The sequence below is a fragment of the Burkholderia sp. BCC0506 genome (assembly GCF_902833145.1).
Taxonomy (GTDB): Bacteria; Pseudomonadota; Gammaproteobacteria; order Burkholderiales; family Burkholderiaceae; genus Burkholderia.
The window spans coordinates 669522-689866 of sequence record NZ_CADFEN010000001.1 but is presented as its reverse complement, the minus strand read 5'-3'; the positions used below and the strand labels follow the sequence as shown (position 1 = coordinate 689866).

20 protein-coding genes are annotated in these 20345 nt (G+C 68.1%); 6 read left to right on the top strand and 14 right to left on the bottom strand.

Annotated elements, in window-relative coordinates:
- Positions 1-25 precede the first annotated feature (25 nt).
- Genes HWX62_RS02950 through HWX62_RS02930 form a run of 5 tightly spaced genes read right to left on the bottom strand, consistent with a single transcriptional unit; the run spans position 26 to position 4538 of the window.
- A complete protein-coding gene (locus HWX62_RS02950) occupies positions 26-514 on the bottom strand; it encodes a phage protein NinX family protein (protein WP_175929931.1) in 489 nt (162 codons plus the stop codon).
- A 31-nt stretch (positions 515-545) separates the two neighbouring features.
- The gene (locus HWX62_RS02945) at positions 546-1337 is read right to left on the bottom strand and encodes an endonuclease/exonuclease/phosphatase family protein (RefSeq protein ID WP_175929932.1); all 792 of its coding nucleotides are present in this window, start codon (positions 1335-1337) and stop codon (positions 546-548) included.
- Positions 1328-3484 (bottom strand): VTT domain-containing protein, encoded by a 2157-nt coding sequence (locus tag HWX62_RS02940; RefSeq protein WP_244135934.1) that lies wholly within the window; start codon positions 3482-3484, stop codon positions 1328-1330. The genes HWX62_RS02945 and HWX62_RS02940 overlap by 10 nt, the downstream gene beginning before the upstream one ends.
- Positions 3485-3522: 38 nt before the next feature.
- Complete coding sequence (locus HWX62_RS02935) at positions 3523-3846, bottom strand: hypothetical protein (RefSeq protein ID WP_175929934.1); 324 nt, start codon at positions 3844-3846, stop codon at positions 3523-3525.
- The gene (locus tag HWX62_RS02930; protein WP_041492325.1) at positions 3843-4538 is read right to left on the bottom strand and encodes an MgtC/SapB family protein; all 696 of its coding nucleotides are present in this window, start codon (positions 4536-4538) and stop codon (positions 3843-3845) included. Before HWX62_RS02930 ends, HWX62_RS02935 begins: the two co-directional genes overlap by 4 nt.
- Positions 4539-4714: 176 nt before the next feature.
- Between HWX62_RS02930 and HWX62_RS02925 the strand changes: the two genes are divergently transcribed.
- Together HWX62_RS02925 and HWX62_RS02920 are read left to right on the top strand one after the other, a co-directional pair.
- On the top strand, positions 4715-4957 hold the full coding sequence (locus HWX62_RS02925; protein WP_175929935.1) for a DUF6566 family protein: 243 nt from the start codon (positions 4715-4717) through the stop codon (positions 4955-4957).
- Between the two features lie 86 nt (positions 4958-5043).
- On the top strand, positions 5044-5751 hold the full coding sequence (locus tag HWX62_RS02920; protein ID WP_059500499.1) for a succinate dehydrogenase/fumarate reductase iron-sulfur subunit: 708 nt from the start codon (positions 5044-5046) through the stop codon (positions 5749-5751).
- Positions 5752-5754: 3 nt separating this feature from the next.
- Here HWX62_RS02920 and HWX62_RS02915 read toward each other — a convergent pair whose 3' ends face one another.
- Positions 5755-6429, bottom strand: coding sequence for an HAD family hydrolase (locus HWX62_RS02915; RefSeq protein WP_006498299.1), 675 nt, complete (start codon positions 6427-6429; stop codon positions 5755-5757).
- A gap of 211 nt (positions 6430-6640) precedes the next feature.
- Between HWX62_RS02915 and HWX62_RS02910 the strand changes: the two genes are divergently transcribed.
- Complete coding sequence (locus HWX62_RS02910; protein WP_175929936.1) at positions 6641-7843, top strand: sugar transporter; 1203 nt, start codon at positions 6641-6643, stop codon at positions 7841-7843.
- Positions 7844-7871: 28 nt separating this feature from the next.
- Here the strand turns inward: HWX62_RS02910 and HWX62_RS02905 are convergent, their stop codons facing one another.
- Positions 7872-8648, bottom strand: a complete 777-nt coding sequence (locus HWX62_RS02905; RefSeq protein WP_175930161.1) for a glucose 1-dehydrogenase — start codon at positions 8646-8648, stop codon at positions 7872-7874.
- Between the two features lie 158 nt (positions 8649-8806).
- On the opposite strand from HWX62_RS02905, the gene HWX62_RS02900 reads away from it, so the two are divergent.
- A complete protein-coding gene (locus HWX62_RS02900) occupies positions 8807-9709 on the top strand; it encodes a LysR family transcriptional regulator (protein WP_175929937.1) in 903 nt (300 codons plus the stop codon).
- Between the two features lie 225 nt (positions 9710-9934).
- Here the strand turns inward: HWX62_RS02900 and HWX62_RS02895 are convergent, their stop codons facing one another.
- The 7 genes from HWX62_RS02895 to HWX62_RS02865 all read right to left on the bottom strand — a co-directional run bounded on the left by HWX62_RS02895 (position 9935) and on the right by HWX62_RS02865 (position 17770).
- Entirely contained in the window at positions 9935-11098 is a 1164-nt protein-coding gene (locus HWX62_RS02895; RefSeq protein WP_244135954.1) for a helix-turn-helix domain-containing protein, read from the bottom strand.
- 150 nt (positions 11099-11248) lie between these two features.
- Positions 11249-12376, bottom strand: coding sequence for an NAD(P)-dependent alcohol dehydrogenase (locus HWX62_RS02890; RefSeq protein WP_175929939.1), 1128 nt, complete (start codon positions 12374-12376; stop codon positions 11249-11251).
- A gap of 14 nt (positions 12377-12390) precedes the next feature.
- Positions 12391-13863 carry a benzaldehyde dehydrogenase gene (locus tag HWX62_RS02885; RefSeq protein WP_175929940.1) on the bottom strand — a complete coding sequence of 491 codons (1473 nt, stop codon included), beginning with the start codon at positions 13861-13863 and terminating at the stop codon, positions 12391-12393.
- 277 nt (positions 13864-14140) lie between these two features.
- Complete coding sequence (locus HWX62_RS02880; RefSeq protein WP_244135933.1) at positions 14141-15565, bottom strand: phosphatidylserine/phosphatidylglycerophosphate/cardiolipin synthase family protein; 1425 nt, start codon at positions 15563-15565, stop codon at positions 14141-14143.
- Positions 15566-15640: 75 nt separating this feature from the next.
- A complete protein-coding gene (gene murI / locus HWX62_RS02875; protein ID WP_175929941.1) occupies positions 15641-16462 on the bottom strand; it encodes a glutamate racemase in 822 nt (273 codons plus the stop codon).
- Between the two features lie 146 nt (positions 16463-16608).
- Positions 16609-17040: an NUDIX domain-containing protein gene (locus HWX62_RS02870; protein WP_175929942.1), complete on the bottom strand. Its 432-nt coding sequence runs from the start codon at positions 17038-17040 to the stop codon at positions 16609-16611.
- A 229-nt stretch (positions 17041-17269) separates the two neighbouring features.
- Complete coding sequence (locus HWX62_RS02865; RefSeq protein WP_175929743.1) at positions 17270-17770, bottom strand: hypothetical protein; 501 nt, start codon at positions 17768-17770, stop codon at positions 17270-17272.
- A 423-nt stretch (positions 17771-18193) separates the two neighbouring features.
- On the opposite strand from HWX62_RS02865, the gene HWX62_RS02860 reads away from it, so the two are divergent.
- Positions 18194-19330, top strand: a complete 1137-nt coding sequence (locus HWX62_RS02860; protein WP_175929943.1) for a muconate/chloromuconate family cycloisomerase — start codon at positions 18194-18196, stop codon at positions 19328-19330.
- Positions 19331-19381: 51 nt separating this feature from the next.
- Positions 19382-20341 carry a catechol 1,2-dioxygenase gene (gene catA / locus HWX62_RS02855; RefSeq protein WP_175929944.1) on the top strand — a complete coding sequence of 320 codons (960 nt, stop codon included), beginning with the start codon at positions 19382-19384 and terminating at the stop codon, positions 20339-20341.
- Positions 20342-20345: the final 4 nt, after the last annotated feature.

Genomic DNA, 20345 nt, shown 5'->3' with positions numbered 1-20345 from the left:
CATGAGCGCCGGGCCCACGCATGTACTACATGCGCGGAATGGAACGGATATCCGAGCTGTCGCCCGTCGCGGGATCGTCGTCCGTGGTCGGAATCGGCGCGCCCGGGTCGTAGCGCACCACCGCGCCATGTTCGATCCGGTGCGGGAACGGCGGCGGCGCGTCCACCTCGTCGCTGAAGCGCGCACGCACGAACGCGCGCAGCAGCGCCACGCGCGCATCGCGGCCGTGGGCGGCGCAGGTCGACGGGCCGTCGACGAAGGTCGCGTCGCATTCGACATCGTCGCCGCGGCGGGCGATCCGCAGGTCCTCCACGCAATCGAGCACCGCGCCCGCATCGGCCCACGACGCCGAAGGCGCGAACGGCGCATCGAGGTGCCGGAACGCGTCGCAGGCGGCCGTCACGACGACGGTCGGCGCGACGGCCGTGAAGCGCAGCGTGTCTTCGTCGTCGGCGCACAACGCGCGTGCGCACCAGTAGTCGAGATCCTTTCCGTCGAGTGCGTCGGTTCGCATGGGCGGCCTCCTTCGGATCGAAAGAAATGGCTCACCGCGCAAGCGCCGTGCCCGTCGCGGGCGTGGAGCGCATCCGGGCCACGAGCGGATAGTGGTCCGACGCGTGCCGCGCCCGCGCGCTGCGGTGCACGACCACGTCGACCAGCAGCTCGCCCGGATGGATCCAGATCCGGTCCAGCGAGAACACCGGGCACACGGTCGGGAACGTGCGCGGCGCCGGCGCGCGCCGGAATCGCGTGACGAGCGCCTGCAACGCGCGGCCGCGCACGAACCACTCGTTGATGTCGCCGAGCAGGATCACCGGCATCGTGCCGGTGTCGAATGCCGCGAGCAGCCGCTGCACCTGCGCGCTGCGCTCGCTGGCCGACAGCCCGAGATGCGTCGCGACCACGCGGATCGGGCCCGCGCTGCAGTCGATGTCGGCGTCGAGCGCGCCGCGCGGCTCGCGCGGGTGGAACGACAGGTCGAGCGTACGCGCCGCGCGGATCGGGCAGCGCGACAGCACCGCATTGCCGTAGCGGCGCTCGGGCGTGTCGATCGTCGGGCCGGCCACCGCATGCATGCCGGTTGCGTCGCGCAGGTGCGCGAGCACGTCGGGCGCACGCGTGCCGCCCAGCGGCACTTCCTGCAGCGCGATTACGTCCGCGTCGAGTTCGTCGATCACGGCCGCGATCCGGTCGGCCGCGCGCGCCGGCCACGCGCCGTAGCCGCCGCGGATGTTGTAGGTCGCGATCCGCAGGTCGCGCCCGCCCGGCGCGGCGGCGGGCGCCGCGTCGGCCGTGACGACGTGCGGCGGCGGGGCCGGGTGCTTGCTCAGCGCCATCGTCGCAGCACCCTCACGAGCAGGATCGACACGCCGACCAGCGCCAGGCCGATCGCGGCGAGCCACGCGAACGCGCCGGGGCCCGGATGGCTGAGCGCCGCGGTCAACTGGTGCGCGAACGTGACGGTCAGCACGATGCCCGGCAGCATCCCGAGCGCGGTGCCGATCAAATAGTCGCGCAGCCCGATGTGCGACGCGCCGGCGACGAGGTTCACGACCGTGAACGGCGCGATCGGCAGCAGCCGCAGCACGGCCATCGCGACCACGCCGCGCCGGCCGATGTGCTCGCTGAGCCGGTTCGCGCGCGCGCCGGCCAGCCGGCGCACCGCGTCGCGCCCGAGCCAGCGGCCGAGCGCGTAGGTCGCGGCGGCGGCCGCCATCGACCCCACGCCCGCATAGGCAAAACCCGGCCACGCGCCGAACACGAGCCCCGTCGCGGCGATCAGCAGCGTGATCGGCACCGCGAAGGTCGCCGCGACCACGTAGGCGGCGAGCAGCAGCGCCGGTGCAGCGGGCAGCCGCGCGATGCCGGCCACCGCGCGCGACAGCGACGCGACGTTCAGGTGCGCGCCCAGCGGCGTGAAGCGCCACGCGAGCGCCAGCGCGGCGATCGCGAGCACGATCGCGCCCAGCACGAAAAAGCGCGCGGTGAGCGAGCGATGCTGCTCGTGCGGCACGAATTCGCGGACGAACCGGTCGGGTTCGATCGGCTGCTCGGGGTCGAGCCGCGCGCTGACCGGCACGAGCGCCTCCAATTGCGGCGACACGGCCGGATCGAGCGTGCGCAGCGTGCGGCCCGGCTTCGCGCGCAGGCGGTCGAGCACCGCGTTCGGCCGTTCCCGACACGCGAACGCGTCGGCCACCGCCGCGGGAGGCATGTCGAGATGCTCGGCCAGCAGCCGTTCGCGCATGCCGGCGATCGCCGCCCGAATGCGCGGATCGCCGGCCGCGACGAGCGCGATGCAGCATTCGGTGTCGAGCAGCATCGAGCGGTTGTTCAGGTTCGCGCTGCCGATCACGATGCATTCGTCGTCGACGATCGCGACCTTGCTGTGCACGTTCACGCACCCGTCGCCGAGCCCGTCGACGTGCGGATACAGCAGCCGGTAGCGATCGAAGCGGTCGGCCGACGCGAGCGTCGCATGCAGCCGCGCGCGCAGCACGCCCATCGTCGCCTCCTGCAGCCAGCCGCTCTGCACGCGCGGCGCGACCACCGTCACGTCCGGCCCTTCCGTATCGGCGAGGCGCGCGGACAACGCTTCGCGCACCACCGCCGCGGTGAAATACTGGTTTTCGATATACAGGTGCCGCTGCGCGGCGCGGATCGTGTCCTCGACGAGCGCGCGCACCTGCGTGACCGGCTCGCGGCCGCCGTGACGCGGCGCCGTATATGCGATGCCGAGCCGCACGTCGCGCACGTCGACGCGCGCACCGGGCGGCCACGGATCCTCGTCGTCCGGCCGGTCGAGATGCCGCCGCGCGCGGATCGCGATCGGACGCCCGCAGGCCTGCAGCCAGCGCGCGCGTGCCTGTTCGCCGATCGCGGCGGCCGCCTCGCCGTCGAACATCGCGTGCACGTCGTGGAACGGCCCGTACGGCATGCCGTGCTCGTCGCGGCGGCGCGGATCGTCGGCCGCATGCGCGGGCGTGTCCCAGCGGGCGCGCGTCAGGTCGAGGCCGCCGACGAACGCGAGCCGGTCGTCGATCACGACGAGCTTCTGGTGATGCGAGGCGCCGCGCGGGTGCGCGTCGTCGAGGCGAAAGCGGATGCCGCGATGCGCGCGCCAGCCGGCCCGATACACGGGCGGCCAGTCGCGCTCCAGCGCGTAGATCATCGCGAAATCCCACGCCAGCACGTAGATGCGCAGGTTGTGGCGGGCGGACGCCAGCGCGTGGAGGAAGGCCGCGAGCGTGTCGGGCAGCGTGTCGTTGGCGCCGCCCGGTGCGAGCCGCATCCGGCTGTCCACGTCCCAGCCGACGATGAACACCGTATGGCGCGCGCGCAGCAGCGCGGCGCGCAGCGTCGAGAAATACGCGTCGCCGTCGACCAGCATCGCGAAGCGGTCCGCGCGGCGGATCGCGTCGCAGTTGCGTCCGCGGTCGAGCAGGCCGTGCCGCGGCGGGCCGTCCGCCGGCGCGGCATCCATGCGCCGATCCTCGGCGCCGGTCACGCGATCCGGTGCGATCATCGGGCGCCGACGTCCCGGTCGCCGTCGATCCGCTGCAGCAGCGCATCGCAGCGTGCGCGCAGCGCCTGCCACTCCGGCGAATGCGCGTCGAGCCGCGCATGCTCGCCGTGCGCGACCGCGACGTCGTAGATTTCCTGCGCGATCGTCGCCGACGCGTATGCGATCCTGATCCGGTCGAGCCAGTCGCATTCGGCGCGCCGGCACGCGAGCCACGCGCGCAGCGCACCGACCAGCTGGCTGGTCGTGAGCCAGGCGCCGGTGCGCATGCGCGCGGCGAGCTGGCTCGTCACGAGATAGGAGAGCAGGTCGGTCTGGGTCACACGAAACTCCTTGACGAGGTGTCGGGTTGACAGGTCCGTACGCACGCGATGTTTTGCAGCGTCTCGCAGATCGCCGCGAATTCCGGCCCGCTCGTGCGCGAGAACGAGACGGAGATGTCGTCGGTGTCCGGATCGTCGTCCGACTGCTGAACGATGAACCGTTTCACGCGCACGCGGCCGGGGCCGAGCGCCTCGTGCAGCGTGCCGAGCGTCAGGCCGCCGCGCTCGGCCACGAGCAGCAGCGTGCGCTGCTGGCGCTGCGCGATGAAGCGGCGCTCGAGCGGCTTCACGCCCGCGAGGATCGCGAGCACGATCGCCGTCGCGCCGACCGACGCAACCACCATGCCGCCGCCCGCCGCGAGCCCGACGCCGGCCACCGCCCACAGGCTCGCGGCCGTCGTCAGCCCGCGCACCACTTCGCCGCGCAGCAGGATCGAGCCGGCGCCGAGAAAGCCGATGCCGGACACCACCTGCGCGGCGACCCGCGACGGATCGAGCACGACGCCGTTTTGCCCGCGCACGTCCTCGAAGCCGAACGTCGATACCAGCATCACCAGCGCGGAGCCCACGCACACGAGCATGTGCGTGCGCAGCCCGGCGGCCCAGTTCAGGCGTTCGCGTTCGAGCCCGATCACGCTGCCGAGCAGCGCGGCCAGCAGCAGGCGTCCGAGTAGTTCGAGGTGGCCGATCATGATGTGCATCCTTTCGGGCCGGTGCGATGCGGGCCCGCTAGTGCTTCGATGCGGAAAAGGGACGCAAGCAGCGTGCCGGCCGGGCACGGCGCGTGCGCGCGAGGCCGACGGCGCGCGCGGCGCTCATGCGGCGCGCATTTTTTGCATCGCCATCGCAGATAAGACAGGAGGCCACCGTGGCACATCAACAGGACGCACAGGTTCGGGACCCGTATCGCGGCCACGAGATTCTCGTGTGGGCGCGGCCCAACGAGCGCGGCGCATGGCGCGACGAGGTGCAGGTGTACGTGAACGGCGCGCGCATCGAATTGTTTGTTCCGGAGGCCGCCGGCCCCGAATGGCTGACCGAGGTCGAGGCGTTGCGGGCAGGGCTCGAACGCGGCCGCTACCTGATCGACAAGCGCGTGGACGACGACTGACCGGCATGGCGCTTGCGGCGCCGTGTGCCGCGACAGCGCCCCGCAGTACCCCGTCAACCGATGCCGGCCCACGCCGGGAGGAACCGATGAGCGACCCGCGCACCCTGCATATCTACCGCTACGACCCCGATCGCGACGCGCAGCCATACTTGCAACGTTACGAGATCGACGTGGACCCGGCCGACCGCATGCTGCTCGACGTGCTCGGCCGCGTGAAGCGCGACGACGAGACGCTCGCGTACCGGCGTTCGTGCCGCGAAGGCATCTGCGGTTCCGATGCGATGAACATCAACGGCAAGAACGGCCTCGCGTGCCTGACCAACATGCAGACGCTGCCGCGCGAGATCGTGCTGCGGCCGTTGCCGGGGCTGCCGGTGGTGCGCGACCTGATCGTCGACATGACCGACTTCTTCAACCAGTACCACTCGATCCGGCCATACCTGATCAACGACACGACGCCGCCCGCGCGCGAGCGGCTGCAATCGCCGGAAGAGCGCGACCAGCTCGACGGGCTGTACGAATGCATCCTGTGTGCGTGCTGTTCGACGTCGTGCCCGAGCTACTGGTGGAACCCGGACAAATTCGTCGGCCCGGCCGGGCTGCTGCAGGCGTACCGCTTCATCGCCGATTCGCGCGATCTCGCGACGGCCGAGCGGCTCGACGATCTGGAGGATCCGTACCGGCTGTTCCGCTGCCGGACGATCATGAACTGCACGGACGTGTGCCCGAAGGGGCTGAATCCGACGAAGGCGATTTCGGAGATCCGGACGATGCTGGTCAGGCGGACGGTGTAGCGCTCACGGCCGCGCAGCCACCTCGTCCAGATGCCACAGCAGATCCGCCGGATCGTCGTACACGCGCAGCGCCCCCGCCCGTTCCAGCTCGTCGCTGCCGTACCCGCCCGCCAGCAGTCCGACGCCCAGCGCGCGGCAGCGGCTCGCGGCGAGCATGTCCCAGATGCTGTCGCCGACCACCACCGTATGCTCGATCGGCACGTTCAGCTTCGCGGCGGCGGTCAGGAACAGGTCCGGGTCCGGCTTTGCGTACTTCACCTGATCGCGCGTGACGACCACGTTCTTCGCCGGATCGACGCCGAGCGCTTCCAGATTGATCGCCGCCGTTTCCATCCGCCCGCTGGTCGCGATCGCCCAGCGAATGCCGGCATTCGACAGCGCGGCCAGCAGCTCGCGCGCGCCGGGCAGCGGCCGGACCTGCGCGCGCAGCCGCTGGTACGCGGCCGCATGCAGCCGTGCGAGCCGCTCGACGCGCTCGGCGTCGATGTCGCCGGCCGTCTCGCGCAGCAACTGGTTCAGGAACAGGCCGCCGCTCATCCCGATCTTGCGGTGGATGCGCCACACCGACAGTTCGATGCCTTCGGCATCGAGCGCTTCCTTCCACGCGAGCACGTGCTGATAGACGCTGTCGACGAGCGTGCCGTCGAGATCGAACAGAAATGACGTTTCAATGCGCATGTAACTCTCCTGGCCCGATGGGGCGGGCAAATCGTCGGCAAAACCCGGATATTCCACATTATCGGCGTGCGGCCGTGTCACCGCCATGTCCCGCGCCGCACGCGCGGCGCCCCGGCCCCCGACGCGGCGGCGTGTCGAATACCGCTGGTACAATCGCGCCGATGCGCCAGGCGGGCCGCCCGCGTGCGCCCAACCTTCGTCGAATTCCCGTATGGCAACCCCCGACGCCGTCAGTTCCGAGCAATCGTGGTGGGGCGTTCTGGCCCTGGCACTTACCGCCTTCATCTTCAATACCACCGAATTCGTGCCCGTCGCGCTGCTGAGCGCGATCGGCGACAGCCTGCAGATGCAGCCGACTGCCGTCGGCCTGATGCTGACGATCTATGCGTGGGCGGTTGCCGTCGTGTCGCTGCCGCTCACGTTCGTCACGCGCCACGTCGAGCGCCGCAAGCTATTGAGCGTGGCACTGCTGGTGTTCGTCGGCAGTCATGTCGTGACCGGCATCGCGTGGAATTTCACGGTGCTGATGATCGGCCGGCTCGGCATCGCGTGCGCGCATGCGGTGTTCTGGTCGATTTCGATCCCGCTCGCAGTGCGGCTCGCGCCGAGCGACCGCAAAAGCCGCGCGCTCAGCCTGATCGCGATGGGCTCGGCGATCGCGATGGTCGCCGGCATTCCGCTCGGGCGCGTGATCGGCGAGGCGTTCGGCTGGCGCGTCACGTTCCTGATCATCGCGGGCACGGCGGGCGCCGCGCTGCTGTTGCTGCGCGCCACGTTGCCATTGCTGCCGAGCCAGGGCGCCGGGTCGCTGAGCAGCATCGGCGTGTTCCTGCGCAAGCCGGCGCTGGTCGCGCTATACGCGATCACGGTACTCGTCGTGTCCGCGCACTTCACGTCGTACACGTACATCGAGCCGTTCGTGCAGCGCATCAACCACGCGAGCAACAACCGGATCACGTACGTGCTGATCCTGTTCGGTATCGCCGGCCTGCCGGCCGCGGTCTGCTTCAACCGCGTGTACCCGCGCGAGCCCGACAGGTTTCTGCTGGCGTCGATCGTCGCGCTGTCGGGCTGCCTGCTGATCCTGTTCCCGTGCGCGCTGAACATCGTCACGCTGTCGGTGCACACGCTGGTGTGGGGCGGCGCGATCGTCTGTTTCGGTCTGGCGATGCAGGCATGGGTGCTGAAGCTGGCGCCCGAGGCGACCGACCTGGCCGTGTCGATCTACTCCGGGCTGTACAACGTCGGCATCGGCGCCGGCGCGCTGCTCGGCAACCATATCGCGGGCGACTTCGGGCTGCCGTGGATCGGCACCTTCGGCGGCGTGGTCGGCGCGTTCGCGGTCGGGATCGCGTGGCTCGCGTTGCGGCTGCACGCGAAACGGGAAGCGGCGGTCGCGGCGCCCGCGCGTTGAAGCCGCTGCCCGGCTCGCGCTCCGTGGATCACGCGACCGAATAGCCGCCGTCGGCTACCAGCGCGTGCCCCGACACATAGCTGGAATCGTCCGACGCGAGGAACGCGACGATCGTCGCCATTTCGTCGGCCGACGCCCAGCGGCCGGCCGGCGTCGACGCGGCAAAGGCCAGCCGTGCGTCCTCCGACGGCCAGATGCCGCGCTGATGGAACGGCGTATCGATCAGCCCCGGGCACAGCGCGTTGACGCGCACGCCGCGTTTGAACCATTCGATCGAAGCCGTCTTCGTCATCCCGATCACCGCGTGCTTGCTCGCGATATACACCGACGCATTCTCGAAGCCGATCACGCCGCCCATCGACGCATTGTTGATGATGCTGCCCTTGCCCTGGCGCAGCATGATGTCGGCCGCGAACTTCATCGAATTGAATACGCCGCGCACGTTCGGCTCGAACACGCGGTCGAAGCTTGCCGCGTCCTGCTCGAGCAGCGGCGCGAACACGCCTTCCGTGCCCGCATTGTTGAACGCGATGTCGAGGCGTCCGTGGGTCGACAACGTGAAATCGAATAGCTTGCGCAGATCGGCTTCGTTCGCGACATCCGCGGCAAAGGCTTTTGCGTCGCCGCCGACGGTCGCGATCTCGTCGACCAGCCGGTCGAGTTCGGCCTTGCGTCGGGCGGAAACGACGACCTTCGCGCCGCGGCGCGCGAGTTCGATCGCCGATGCGCGACCGATGCCGGAACTGGCGCCCGTGACGACCGCGATGCGGCCTTCGAGCGGGGCAGAATGCGTGCTTGCGTTCATGATGCGTTTCTCCGTGAGGGTTGATCCGTTGCGTCGAAGCGACGTCTGATGCCCATTGTGGTCGCTCGGCGGCGACAAGAAAATGGAACAATGGCGCATTCAGAATTCCTCACTGAGGAATTAAAATCGCTTTTTCATGCGCGTCATCGAGGCTTCCCATGCTCAACCGTCTCGACCTCCTGAAGATCTTTTCCGCGGCCGCCGCGGCGCCGACGTTTCGCGAGGCCGCCGCGCGGCTCGGCGTGTCGCCGCAGGTCGTCACGCGCGCGGTGCGCGAGCTGGAGGAGATGCTCGGCGAAACGCTGTTTCACCGGACGACCCGCAGCCTCCGGATCACCGCGTTCGGCCAGTCGTTCGCGCGCGACGCGCAGGGCGCGCTGGCCGCCGTCGACGGGCTGTTCGGGGCCGCCACCGGCCAGCGCGACGAGCCGGTCGGTGTCGTCCGGATCACCGCGCCGTCAGGCATGGGGCGGCATTACGTGCAGCCGATTCTCACCGGCCTCATGCAGCGGTATCCGGGGCTCGTGCCCGATCTGCGGCTGTCCGACGTGCCGTCGCCGGTGGTCGACGAGCAGATCGACATCGGCGTGCGCGTCGGCGCGATCGGCGACAACCGCTTCGTCGCGCGGATGGTCGGGCCGTTGCCGATGTGGGTGGTGGCCGCGCCGTCGCTGATCAGGCGGCTGGGCGAGCCGAAAAACCGCAAGGCGCTCGAAGCGATGCCGGCGACGTGCCTGATCGATCGCGCCAGCGGGCGGCCGTGGCCGTGGTCGTTTCGCGGCGAGCAGCAGTTCGTGCCGTCGTCGCCGGCTTACCTGACGGACGACACCGAAGTGGAGATCGAGGCCGTGTGCGCGGGGGTGGGGGTAGGTCAGTGTTCGGAATATCTGGTCCGGCCGTCCGTCCGGAAGGGGCGCCTCGTGCGCTTGCTGCCGAAACTCGAACCCGAGCCGTGGAAGCTGCACGTCTATCGGCCGCGACGCGGGCCGATGCCGCGGCGTATCCGCGTGGTGTACGACGAACTGGTGGAGAAGCTCGCGGAGGCGACGTGGCGCGACTAGGTATCGCCGCCGCGGTGCGGTCCGCCGACACATTGCCGCATCGTCATCGTGCCGACGCACGCGCATTCGGTGAGCGCGGGCGACTTCGGCTCGCCGTGGAGGCGATACCTTCGGAGGCGCGGTCGCGATCTTCTCGGCCGCGATCGCGCGGCTTGCGTTGCGGCTGTGTCGGCGGCGGGCAGGGGCCTAGCGCCATCGTCGCCCGGCGCGATTCGCCCGGAATCGTCAATGCGGCCCGCCGTGCCTGATCCCCGCCGCATCGAGCTGCCGAAGTTTCGCATACAGCGTCGTGCGTGAAATGCCGAGTTGCCGCGCGGCTGCCGACACATTGCCGTCGTGCTCGTCGAGCGCCCGGCGGACCGCGTCGAGCGACTGTTCGTGCAGGCTCGCCTGAGGGGGGGCGGCCGGCGCCGCGCGGCACACGTCGGCGGCGTCTTCGAGCACATCGGCGTGGCGCGCCCTCGTCGCCCGGTCGAGCGGCGCCCGCACGGTGCGCACCCATACGTGGCTACCATCGTCGCGCGCGATCCGCTGCGGCGTGCGTGCCGGTGTCAGCAAACGGCGCTGCTGCGCGGGCGTCGCGCGGGGAAACAGTTGCCGGAGATCGACCGGCGCCACCGGCCCGCTAGCCGCGAGGTCGAGCATCTGGCGGGCCAGGCGGCTCACCGCGCGCACGCGGCCCGCTTCGTCTAGCGCGATGACGCCGGCGAGCGGCGTGCCGAGCCAGCGCGGATCGAACTGCACCTGCAGCAGATGGCAGTCGCGCAGCATCGCATAGAGCCGCTGCTCGGCGGACAGCGACGCGTGCCGGAACGGCTCGCGCAGCTGCACGACATTGCGCCGGCCGATCCCCGTGATGTCGAGCGCGCCGATCACTTCGCCGTCGAAGCCCACCAGCGGCACCGCGAGACAGAACACCCGCGACAACTCGTCGAGATAGTGCTGCGCACCCGCGACGACGGCCTCGGTGCCATCGTGAATCACGCAACTCGGCGCGGTCGTGCCGATGTTCGGCTCGACGATCCGGCGCCCGGCGACGATCGGCGTGAGCAGCGCGTCGTCGCATTGCAGGCTGCGCCGCGCATGGACGATCGTGCCGTGCCGATTGACGCACATGATCGTCCATTCGCTGCCGCCGAATGCGGCCCACAGCGGCTCGATCTCCTGCGCGACGCAGCGGGTGAGGCGCCGGTCCGCGCGCGATTCGTCGGGCTCGCGCTGCATTTCATAGCGGGCGGTTTGCCAGGGCCGCAGCCCGGCGTCGCGCGAGCGCAGCCACGAGCGCGCGACGCTGGCCGGCAACGCCGTTTCCGGCAGCGGCTCGCCCGCGGCGAAGCGGGCGCGGAGCCGGTCGAGGTCGACCGGCCGTGCAGGGGATTCAGGGGCCATGTTCACGCTGCGCTCCATTCAAGGTCGATATCCGGGCCAGCTGTGGCGGCCTGGCGTGTTGCGCGAATGCGTAATATAGCCCGGTGCCTGAAGCCGGGTATTGTCCCGAGAAGAGGCGCCGCCGCGTGCTGCCGGCGGCGCCTGTTGCGCTCAATGCGGCAGTCGCAGGATCGGCTTGAGCGTGATCCCCTTGCCGCTGTCTTCCGCCGCCTGGTTGATCTGGTCGAGCGGATAGAACTTCACCAGCCGGTCGAACGGGAATCGCCCTTGCAGATACAGTTGCACGAGCTGCGGAATGAACGTCTGCGGCACGCTGTCGCCTTCGACGATGCCGCGGATCGTATGGCCGCCGAGCAGCAGGCTGTTCACGTCGAATTCGGCCTTGGTGCCGAGCTTCGGCGCGCCGACCACGCCCATCGTGCCGCGCGAGCCGAGCGCGTCGATCCCTTGCGACAGCACCGCCGGCAGCCCGGTCGATTCGAGCGCGTAGTCGACACCGCCGCCGGTGATCTCGCGGATCGCATCGACCACGTCGACTTCCCGGCTGTCGATCGCATGCGTCGCGCCGAGCTCGAGCGCCAGCGCGAGCCGCGACGGCACGATGTCGACGGCGATGATGGTGGTGGCGCCCGCGATGCGCGCGGCCATCACCGCGCTCATGCCGACCGCGCCCGCGCCGAAGCTCGCGAAGCTGCTGCCCGGGCGCACCGCGAGCGAGTTGATCACCGCGCCCGCGCCGGTCTGGATTCCGCAGCCGAGCGGGCCGAGCAGTTCGAGCGGCGCTTCCTTGGGCACCTTGATCGCGTTGTTCTCGCGGGCGAGTGCGTAGCTCGCGAACGACGATTGCGCGAAGAAATGATCGTGCAGCGGTTGTCCGGCTTCGTCGCGGATGGCCGTTTGCCCGTCGGCGTCGGCGCCGCCGAAATTCAGCGCGAAGAACTGCCGGCAATACGCGCCGTGACCGCCGACGCACGACGCGCAGTGGCCGCACGCGCCGTAGGTGAGCACGACGTGATCGCCGGCGGCGAGCGTCTTCACGTTCGGGCCGACCGCGTCGACCACGCCGGCGCCTTCGTGACCGAGCACGGCCGGCAGCGGCACCGGATAGTACTGGTCGCGCACGATCAGGTCGGTATGGCACAAGCCGGTCGCGACGACGCGCACCCGCACCTCGTCGCCGCGCGGCGCGCGGATGCGGGCCGCCTCGATCGAGAAGGGTGCGCCGGCCGCGCGCGCGACGGCCGCGGTGACGGCGCGGGTATCGTGTTCGGTGTACATGATCGGTCTCCTCGTCAAATCGGATATGGCGGCGCTTCGCCCTTGATCGTCAGCCACTGCCACTGCGTGAATTCCTCCCAGTTTGCCGCACCGCCGATGCTCGAGCCATTGCCCGATGCGCCGACACCGCCGAACGGGTTGATCACTTCGTCGTTGACCGTCTGGTCGTTGATGTGCAGCAGCCCTGTGTTCAGCCGCTCGCCGATCCTCAGCGCGCGGCCGACGTCGGCGGACAGGATCGCCATCGACAACCCGTATTCGGTCCGGTTCGCGAGCGCGATCGCGTCCTCGTCGGTCTCGAACGGCACGACGATCGCGACCGGCCCGAAGATTTCCTCGTCGAACGCCGGATTGCCCGGCGCGACGCCGCTCAGCACGGTCGGCTCGAAGAACAAATCGCGATGGCTGCCGCCCGTCTCGACGCGGGCACCCGCGCGGCGGGCCGCGTCGACCACGTTCGCCGCATGGTCGCGTTGCGCGGCGTTGATCAGCGGGCCGAGGCCGACGTCGCCGGTGGCCGGGTCGCCGACGCGCAGGCTGCGCGCCTTTTCGACGAGCTTCGCGACGAAGCGGTCGTGAATCGCGCGCTGCACGAGCACGCGGCCGGTCGCCATGCAGATCTGGCCTTGATGCAGGTACGCGCCCCACGCGGTGTTGGCGACCGCGCGGTCGAGGTCCGCATCGTCGAGCACGATCAGCGAATTCTTGCCGCCGAGTTCGAGCGATACCTTTTTCAGATGGCGGCCCGCCGCTTCGCCGACCTTGCGCCCGGCCGCGGTGGAGCCGGTGAACTGGATCATCGCGACATGCGGATCGGCGGCCAGCGCCGCGCCGGCCGCGCCGTCGCCCGGCAGCATGTGCAGCACGCCTTCGGGCAAGCCGGCGAGCTCGAACACGCGGGCGATCGCGACGCCGCCGCACACGGCGGTGCGCGGGTCGGGCTTCAGCACGACCGCGTTGCCGAGCGCGAGCGCCGGCGCGACCGCGCGTATCGCGAGGTACAGCGGGAAATTGAACGGCGAGATCACGCCGACCACGCCGCGCGGGCGGCGGCGCGCGAGCGACAGCCGGCCGGCTGCGGACGGGAGCACTTCGCCGGCCGCGCGCGAGGGGAGCCCCGCCGCTTCGTGCAGCGCCTTGATCGTGACGGACGTTTCGAACGACGCCTTCGCACGCGTGGAGCCGCTTTCGCGCACGAGCCAGTCGACGATCGCGTCGAAGTGCGTTTCGGCGACGGCCGCCGCGCGGCGCAGGACTGCCGCGCGCTCGTCGTAGGGCAGGGCGAACCAGGCGGGCTGTGCGCGGTGGGCGGCGGCCGATGCTTCGGCGATGGCCGCGCTGTCGGCGAGGCCGATGCGGCCGAGCGTGTTGCCGGTTGCGGGTTCGATCACGTCGGCGGCGTGCGGGCTGGCGTGCCAGCGTCCGGTGAAGGTCTTGCCGCGCCAGATGTCGGTGTCGAACAGTGCGGGCTTGCTGCTGCTATCCATGTGCGCTCCAGGGGAAATTCGGATCGGGCCGGATCGGCGGTGCTTGGGAGTCGACCGGCATGGGCGCGAGGGTAGGCGGGGGCGGCGGAATGGGGGTATCCGGGTTTGTTCCCACGCGCGGAGGCCGCGTGGACAGGGGGGCGTCCGCGAGTCAGTGTGCGGAAATTGAACAGTTGCCGGGCGGATTTTGCCCCGCTGGGCTGTGGCGCTGCGGGCGTTGCCGATGCGGATAGCACCCTGAACCGGCCACGTAGTTCAACCACAGGGCACGCCGCGCTCAGAGAAGGTTCCTGATCAGCATCGTCACCCACCGCCAGGCGCCGCCGCATCCGGCGGCCCGGCAGCGCGCATCGGGGTCCGCCAGAAGGCGGCCATGGGCGTCGCTCACCGGACTAGAGTTGCGCAGGAAGTAGGCCACGCTGTCTCGCAAGGGATCGAGTCCGTCGTCGCGGATATCCATCCACAGACCGTTTTCGGTATTCCACCGGGCCGACAGCGAATCAAAATTGAAACTGCCGAGATAATATCGATGGCCGTCGATGCGAACGAGCTTGGCGTGCATCATGCGGTTCTCGCGGTCGGAATATTCGCGCACCTCGATCCCGGCATTCACCAGGCCGGGCAGATCGTCGGCATAGGCGCGCCCGACTGCGGGGAATTCCTGCGTGATGCTCGCCAGCGACGCGCTCACCAGCATCACGTGGACGCCTTCGCGCTGCTTGCGCTCGAGCGTTTCGCGCAGTTCCGGCACCAGGATCAGGTAGGGGTTGATGATCAGGATCTCGTGCCGTGCCGTATCGAGCGTGTGCAGCATGTCCTGCAACGTGCCCGGCGGGCGCTTGTCGGGGCGGTCGTGGACATAGCGCAGGCGCTCGCAGGCGATCGGCATCCAGGCGGGATCGACATACGCCGCGGGAGCGGGCGGCGCGGCGGGATCATCAGGCGTATCGGCGGCGGCTGGTGTATCGGCAGCGGCCGGGTCTGTCGCCCGGGCTGCAGCGTCGGGCGGAGCCAGCAGCCATTCGCGCCAATAATGGATGCGCGCCGGGTCCAGCGTCGCATAACCCTGGGAGACGCGATAAGGACTGGCGACCGGGAGGAATTTTTCCGGCTCGGGGCGAACCGCTTCCGGACTATGCCAGAACAACGCGAAATGCCGGTACATGGCGTGCAAGGCGGATGCCGCCTGACCGGCATCGCCCGACACCATCAGATCGCGCTCGCTGAGCCAATTGCGGAAACTCGCATCCCAGATCGAGGTACTGCCGATCACGGCCGTGTCGCCGACCAGGAACAGCTTGTCGTGCATGCGATGCGACAACTCGGCGAGATCGGATCGTGGATGGAAGATTCGGAGTTCGATGCCGGGCGCCACCTCGTGCAGGGCGACGATGAACTCGTCCTCGAACGGGTAGCGTGGCTCGGGGCCGATGCCGTCGATCAGCAGCTTGACCGGCACCCCTCGGCGCGCAGCCTCGACCAGATGACGCAACAGCAGGCCGCCGGTCTGATCGATTTCGAAGATGTAGGCGAGGATGCGGATCGGCTCGGCAGGCGTGGCGCGGTCGATCAGCGCAAGCCGCGACGCCATCAACTGGCTGTCGTCGAGACTGACGACCAGGTCGACACATTGCGCGTGGCCGGGCTGAGACCAGGCAAGCATGCATGCCAGAATGAGCGCCAGGCTTCTCGTCGTGGTCATGATGTGGCGAACGGTTCGATGCGTGTCGGGCCTACGTCCTTGAAAGTCCGGGTGATCCGCGGGCTGCGCCTGCCATCAGCACGTTTCGACATCGATGGCGCTCACGCGATGCGCGTCCAGCGCAAGCATCCGTGCAAGCGTCGCCAGAGGCGCCCGTTTCTCCTCCGATATCGCTGTCGAGCACAATTGAAGGACTGCGTCGGCGGGATTCACTTCGTTGTGTAGCTCGTGATCCGTGAGTTGATCGTCGACGCGTCGGGCGATGGCGGCCGCCGTTTCGATCAGGTTCAACCGGTCGCCGAAAATTCGCTTGATGGTGGGGATGAGCAGCGCGTAATGCGTCGAGCCGAGCACGAGCGTATCGGCGCCGGCCGCGATCAACGGCGTCAGATACTGATCGAGTAGCGCCTCGATCGACGGTCCCGCCGCGTCGCCTTGTTCGATGCGTTCCACCAGACCGTGTCCGGCCTGACATATGAAGCGACACGCATGGCGGTGTTCCGACAAGAGCGTTTGCAGTCTCGGGCTGCGTAGGGTCGCGGCTGTCGCGAGCACGCCAACTACCTTCGAGACCGAAACCTGTACGGCCGGTTTGATCCCGGGTTCAACGCCGATGACGGGAATCGCGAGTTGACCGCGGAGAGACGAGATCGCGTGAGTCGTCGCCGTGTTGCACGCGATCACGAGCAGCTTCGCGCCTCGTTGTACCAGCCATTGCGCGAGCGCCAGGCTCCGCGCTCGGATGAATGCGTCGGGCTTCTCGCCGTATGGCGCGTAACGGGAATCCGCGATATAGACGATCGCTTCCGACGGTAGTCGATGGCGAATCGCCTCGACGACCGATACACCCCCCAGACCTGAGTCGAAAATCCCGATTGGCGCGATTGCGTTGAGCATGAGTTCGTGTAGTGGCGTTGAGCCGTAACCGGGTCTGGAGGGTGGGAGGGCAGGCGAGATTGTTGACGATTTAGGTAGGCGTGTCGATTGACCGTTTCTGGCCGAATCTGGCCGCATGTGAAACCGCAACGGCATCCGCTGTGATCTTAGAAAGGGAGAAACAAGTCGTCCTTCGGATACGGGAGCGCCAGTTCCGGCATGTCATGCCTTCCAAAATATCGAGTTGACTTGGTCTCAGGATCGCTTGGTATCCCTGAGCCATCAATGATTTTGCATTGGAACAGAGTCACTACGTATTCGACGCGGTCGCCACTTGGATACGTGTATCGAAACAGTCGTCCGCCAAACACGCCGAGAATGCCGTGAATGCGGATTGCATATCCGGTTTCCTCCATGACCTCACGGAAGATGGCCTCTTGCGGGCTTTCGCCCAGTTCAACTCCACCAGCGGGAAGACTCCACGCCTCTCCAGACGACTTCTCCTGAAGCAGCAATTTGCCTTCATGGTCGTGAATCACAGCTGCAACGGACGGACTCAAAATCAGATCGCTTCCAACCTTCTTTCTCAGCCGACTCATGTAGCTTTCGTTATCGATCTGCAGTGACACCTTCCCCCCCACAACGAGATTGGGCCGGTCCGATTGTCTGGGATCCCAGCAACTTTGTCGAATGTCTCAAAATGGCCGAACGCGGCCGCCCGCCGCCCTGTGACGTGCGACCGGCGCGGATCGACGGGTTGCAGCCGCTCGATCTGCTCAATAGCGGTCGTTCGCCGTTCAGACTGGTATGTCCTATTTCCGACCCATTCTAAATGAGCGATTCGCTGACGAAGACGTTATAAGGCGTGAGTTCCAGATCCAGGCTTTCGGGGATGGGCAGGCCGTTTCCGCAATAGTTGATTTCGACATCGGCTAGATGACCTGACTCGTCGGCAAAGAGCAGAATCTCAATCGACCCCCAACCTTCCGGCTCCCTCCGATCCCGGAAGTCCGCCTCGAACACCATGCGACGAGGCTGTCCGTTCGAAGCGATGGCTATGGGAGGAACTTGAGCGGGCGCGGCCAGCGACAGGCCAAAAGTGTTACATCCACATTCACAGAGTCTGACTATCTCTGCATTCGAGAACTGCGCGGCAAGCGCGTCTCGATTTGGGAATGGACAGTGCTCGACGATAAACGTCACCCAATAGGCCGCCTGGTTCAGATTGTTTGGCATATCACGTCCGGGCATCGCGCCTTCAGGCGTCAACGCGTCAATTGTCAGCGATTCAAGCCGCACTGTCGAACGTCTCAATATGGCGATAGCCATCAGTTTCTGATGGACGCGATGCATCGGCGACGAACGTCGATACCCGCATACTGGCTTGGTTACGGTCGTTCACAGAATCGACCCGGAAGCTTGGGGCAGGATGGCCAATTCATCGCTTTTTTCCGTCAGGAAAACCCTGAGCGACTCGACCGTCCGTCGATTGAAGCCTGTTTTTCCTCCTGCCGAAACCAGCTGCGCCGCACGCCCACCCAAGCGATATGCCGCACCTGCGCGACCGCGCTCCAGCAAGCCTTTCGGTCCGCCTATTCAGCCAAATCAGGTATGGTGCGGCGCAGTATCCGGCGTAAAAACCGTATTTCAATACCCATTAGGTATCAAAAATCCCGCCCAAAAGTATTGGACGCCCCCTTTCCCCGCCGCGTATAAATCCGTTCCATGAACCGCCCCCACGCAGCGCACCCCATGTCCTCCGCCACCATCGAACGCATCGAAACCCGTCTCGTTGACCTGCCGACGATCCGCCCGCACAAGCTGTCGGTGGCCACGATGCACGGCCAGACGCTGATGCTGGTGAAGGTGTTCTGCAGCGACGGCGTGACCGGTATCGGCGAAGGCACGACGATCGCCGGGATGGCCTACGGTGCCGAAAGCCCGGAAGCGATGAAGCTCGCGATCGACGCATACCTCGCGCCGGCGATCGTCGGCAAGGACGCGACGCGCATCCAGGCGCTGATGGCGTTCGTCGGCAAGCTCGCGAAGGTCAATCACTTCGCGAAGAGCGCGCTCGAAACCGCGCTGCTCGACGCGCACGGCAAGCGGCTCGGCGTGCCGGTCAGCGAACTGCTCGGCGGCCGCCGTCGCGATCGCCTGCCGGTCGCGTGGACGCTCGCGTCGGGCGACACGGCCGCCGACATCGCCGAAGCCGAGCGCATGCTGGACGCACGCCGCCACAACGTATTCAAGCTGAAGATCGGCGCGAAAGCACCGGAAACCGACATCCGCCACGTGGCCGAGATCAAGCAGGCGCTCGGCGATCGCGCATCGGTGCGCGTCGACGTGAACATGGCGTGGAGCGAAACGCAGGCCGCGCGCGCGATTCCGGCGCTCGCCGAGGCGGGCTGCGAGCTGGTCGAACAGCCGGTCGCGTCCGCCGCTGCGCTCGCGCGCCTGATGCGCCGCTTTCCGGTCGCGCTGATGGCCGATGAAATCCTGCAAGGCCCCGACAGCGCGTTCGAGATTGCGAAGCAGCACGGCGCCGACGTGTTCGCGATCAAGATCGAACAGAGCGGCGGCCTCTTCGCCGCGCAGCGCGTGGCCGCGATCGCGGATGCGGCCGGCATCGAGCTGTACGGCGGCACGATGCTCGAAGGCGCGTTCGGCACGGTGGCGTCCGCGCACCTGTTCGCGAGTGTCGCGAACCTGCAGTGGGGCACCGAGCTGTTCGGGCCGCTGCTGATCACCGAGGACATCCTGACGCAGCCGCTGGACTACAGCGACTTCGAGCTGACCGTGCCGGACGGCCCCGGTCTCGGCATCGCGCTCGACGAGGAGAAGGTCAGGCGCTTCACCCGCGACGGGTTGACGAAAGTCGTGCGGTAATCGAGTCGGGCAAACACCGTCATCCCCCCAAATACACACGGAGACACCATCATGAGCGTCAAAGTTTTCGACACGAAGGAAGTGCAGGATCTGCTGCAGGCCGCCTCGAACGCGGGCGGCAGTGGCGGGCGTGGCGGACAGGGCACGCAGGGCGACGCACGGACGCAGCAGATCGTGCTGCGCCTGCTCGGCGACCTGTTCAAGGCGATCGACGATCTCGACATCACGCCCGACGAAGTGTGGGCCGGCGTGAACTACCTGAACAAGCTTGGTCAGGATGGCGAAGCGGCGCTGCTCGCGGCCGGCCTCGGTCTCGAGAAGTATCTCGACATCCGGATGGACGCCGAGGATGAGGCGCTCGGCCTCGATGGCGGCACGCCGCGCACGATCGAAGGGCCGCTGTACGTGGCGGGTGCGCCGGTGCGCGACGGCGTCGCGAAGATCGATCTCGACGCGGACGACGGCGCGGGCCCGCTCGTGATCCACGGCACGGTGAAGGATCTCGACGGCAAGCCGGTGGCCGGCGCGCGGGTCGAATGCTGGCACGCGAATTCGCACGGCTTCTATTCGCACTTCGACCCGACCGGCAAGCAGAGCGACTTCAACCTGCGCGGCGCGGTGAAAACGGGCGCCGACGGCCAGTACGAATTCCGCACGTTGATGCCGGTCGGCTACGGCTGCCCGCCGCAGGGCGCGACGCAGCAATTGCTGAACCGCCTCGGCCGCCACGGCAATCGTCCGGCGCACGTGCACTTCTTCGTGACGAGCGACGATCACCGCAAGCTGACGACGCAGTTCAACATCGACGGCGATCCGCTGATCTGGGACGACTTCGCATATGCGACGCGCGAGGCGTTGATCCCGCCCGTGACCGAAAAGACCGGCGGCACGGCGCTCGGCATGAAGGCCGACGCGTACCAGGACATCGAGTTCGACTTCGTGCTGACGCCGCTCGTGCACGGCAAGGACAACCAGATCGTCGAACGCCTGCGCGCGTCCGCCACCGCATAACCGC

Excerpts from the sequence above, each read along its gene's own strand:
- HWX62_RS02950 (WP_175929931.1), bottom strand. The coding sequence starts at position 514 with ATGCGAACCGACGCACTCGACGGAAAGGATCTCGACTACTGGTGCGCA.
- HWX62_RS02945 (WP_175929932.1), bottom strand. The coding sequence starts at position 1,337 with ATGGCGCTGAGCAAGCACCCGGCCCCGCCGCCGCACGTCGTCACGGCC.
- HWX62_RS02940 (WP_244135934.1), bottom strand. The coding sequence starts at position 3,484 with ATGGATGCCGCGCCGGCGGACGGCCCGCCGCGGCACGGCCTGCTCGAC.
- HWX62_RS02930 (WP_041492325.1), bottom strand. The coding sequence starts at position 4,538 with ATGATCGGCCACCTCGAACTACTCGGACGCCTGCTGCTGGCCGCGCTG.
- HWX62_RS02920 (WP_059500499.1), top strand. The coding sequence starts at position 5,044 with ATGAGCGACCCGCGCACCCTGCATATCTACCGCTACGACCCCGATCGC.
- HWX62_RS02915 (WP_006498299.1), bottom strand. The coding sequence starts at position 6,429 with ATGCGCATTGAAACGTCATTTCTGTTCGATCTCGACGGCACGCTCGTC.
- HWX62_RS02910 (WP_175929936.1), top strand. The coding sequence starts at position 6,641 with ATGGCAACCCCCGACGCCGTCAGTTCCGAGCAATCGTGGTGGGGCGTT.
- HWX62_RS02905 (WP_175930161.1), bottom strand. The coding sequence starts at position 8,648 with ATGAACGCAAGCACGCATTCTGCCCCGCTCGAAGGCCGCATCGCGGTC.
- HWX62_RS02900 (WP_175929937.1), top strand. The coding sequence starts at position 8,807 with ATGCTCAACCGTCTCGACCTCCTGAAGATCTTTTCCGCGGCCGCCGCG.
- HWX62_RS02895 (WP_244135954.1), bottom strand. The coding sequence starts at position 11,098 with ATGGCCCCTGAATCCCCTGCACGGCCGGTCGACCTCGACCGGCTCCGC.
- HWX62_RS02890 (WP_175929939.1), bottom strand. The coding sequence starts at position 12,376 with ATGTACACCGAACACGATACCCGCGCCGTCACCGCGGCCGTCGCGCGC.
- HWX62_RS02885 (WP_175929940.1), bottom strand. The coding sequence starts at position 13,863 with ATGGATAGCAGCAGCAAGCCCGCACTGTTCGACACCGACATCTGGCGC.
- HWX62_RS02880 (WP_244135933.1), bottom strand. The coding sequence starts at position 15,565 with ATGACCACGACGAGAAGCCTGGCGCTCATTCTGGCATGCATGCTTGCC.
- murI (WP_175929941.1), bottom strand. The coding sequence starts at position 16,462 with ATGCTCAACGCAATCGCGCCAATCGGGATTTTCGACTCAGGTCTGGGG.
- HWX62_RS02870 (WP_175929942.1), bottom strand. The coding sequence starts at position 17,040 with ATGAGTCGGCTGAGAAAGAAGGTTGGAAGCGATCTGATTTTGAGTCCG.
- HWX62_RS02865 (WP_175929743.1), bottom strand. The coding sequence starts at position 17,770 with ATGGCTATCGCCATATTGAGACGTTCGACAGTGCGGCTTGAATCGCTG.
- HWX62_RS02860 (WP_175929943.1), top strand. The coding sequence starts at position 18,194 with ATGTCCTCCGCCACCATCGAACGCATCGAAACCCGTCTCGTTGACCTG.
- catA (WP_175929944.1), top strand. The coding sequence starts at position 19,382 with ATGAGCGTCAAAGTTTTCGACACGAAGGAAGTGCAGGATCTGCTGCAG.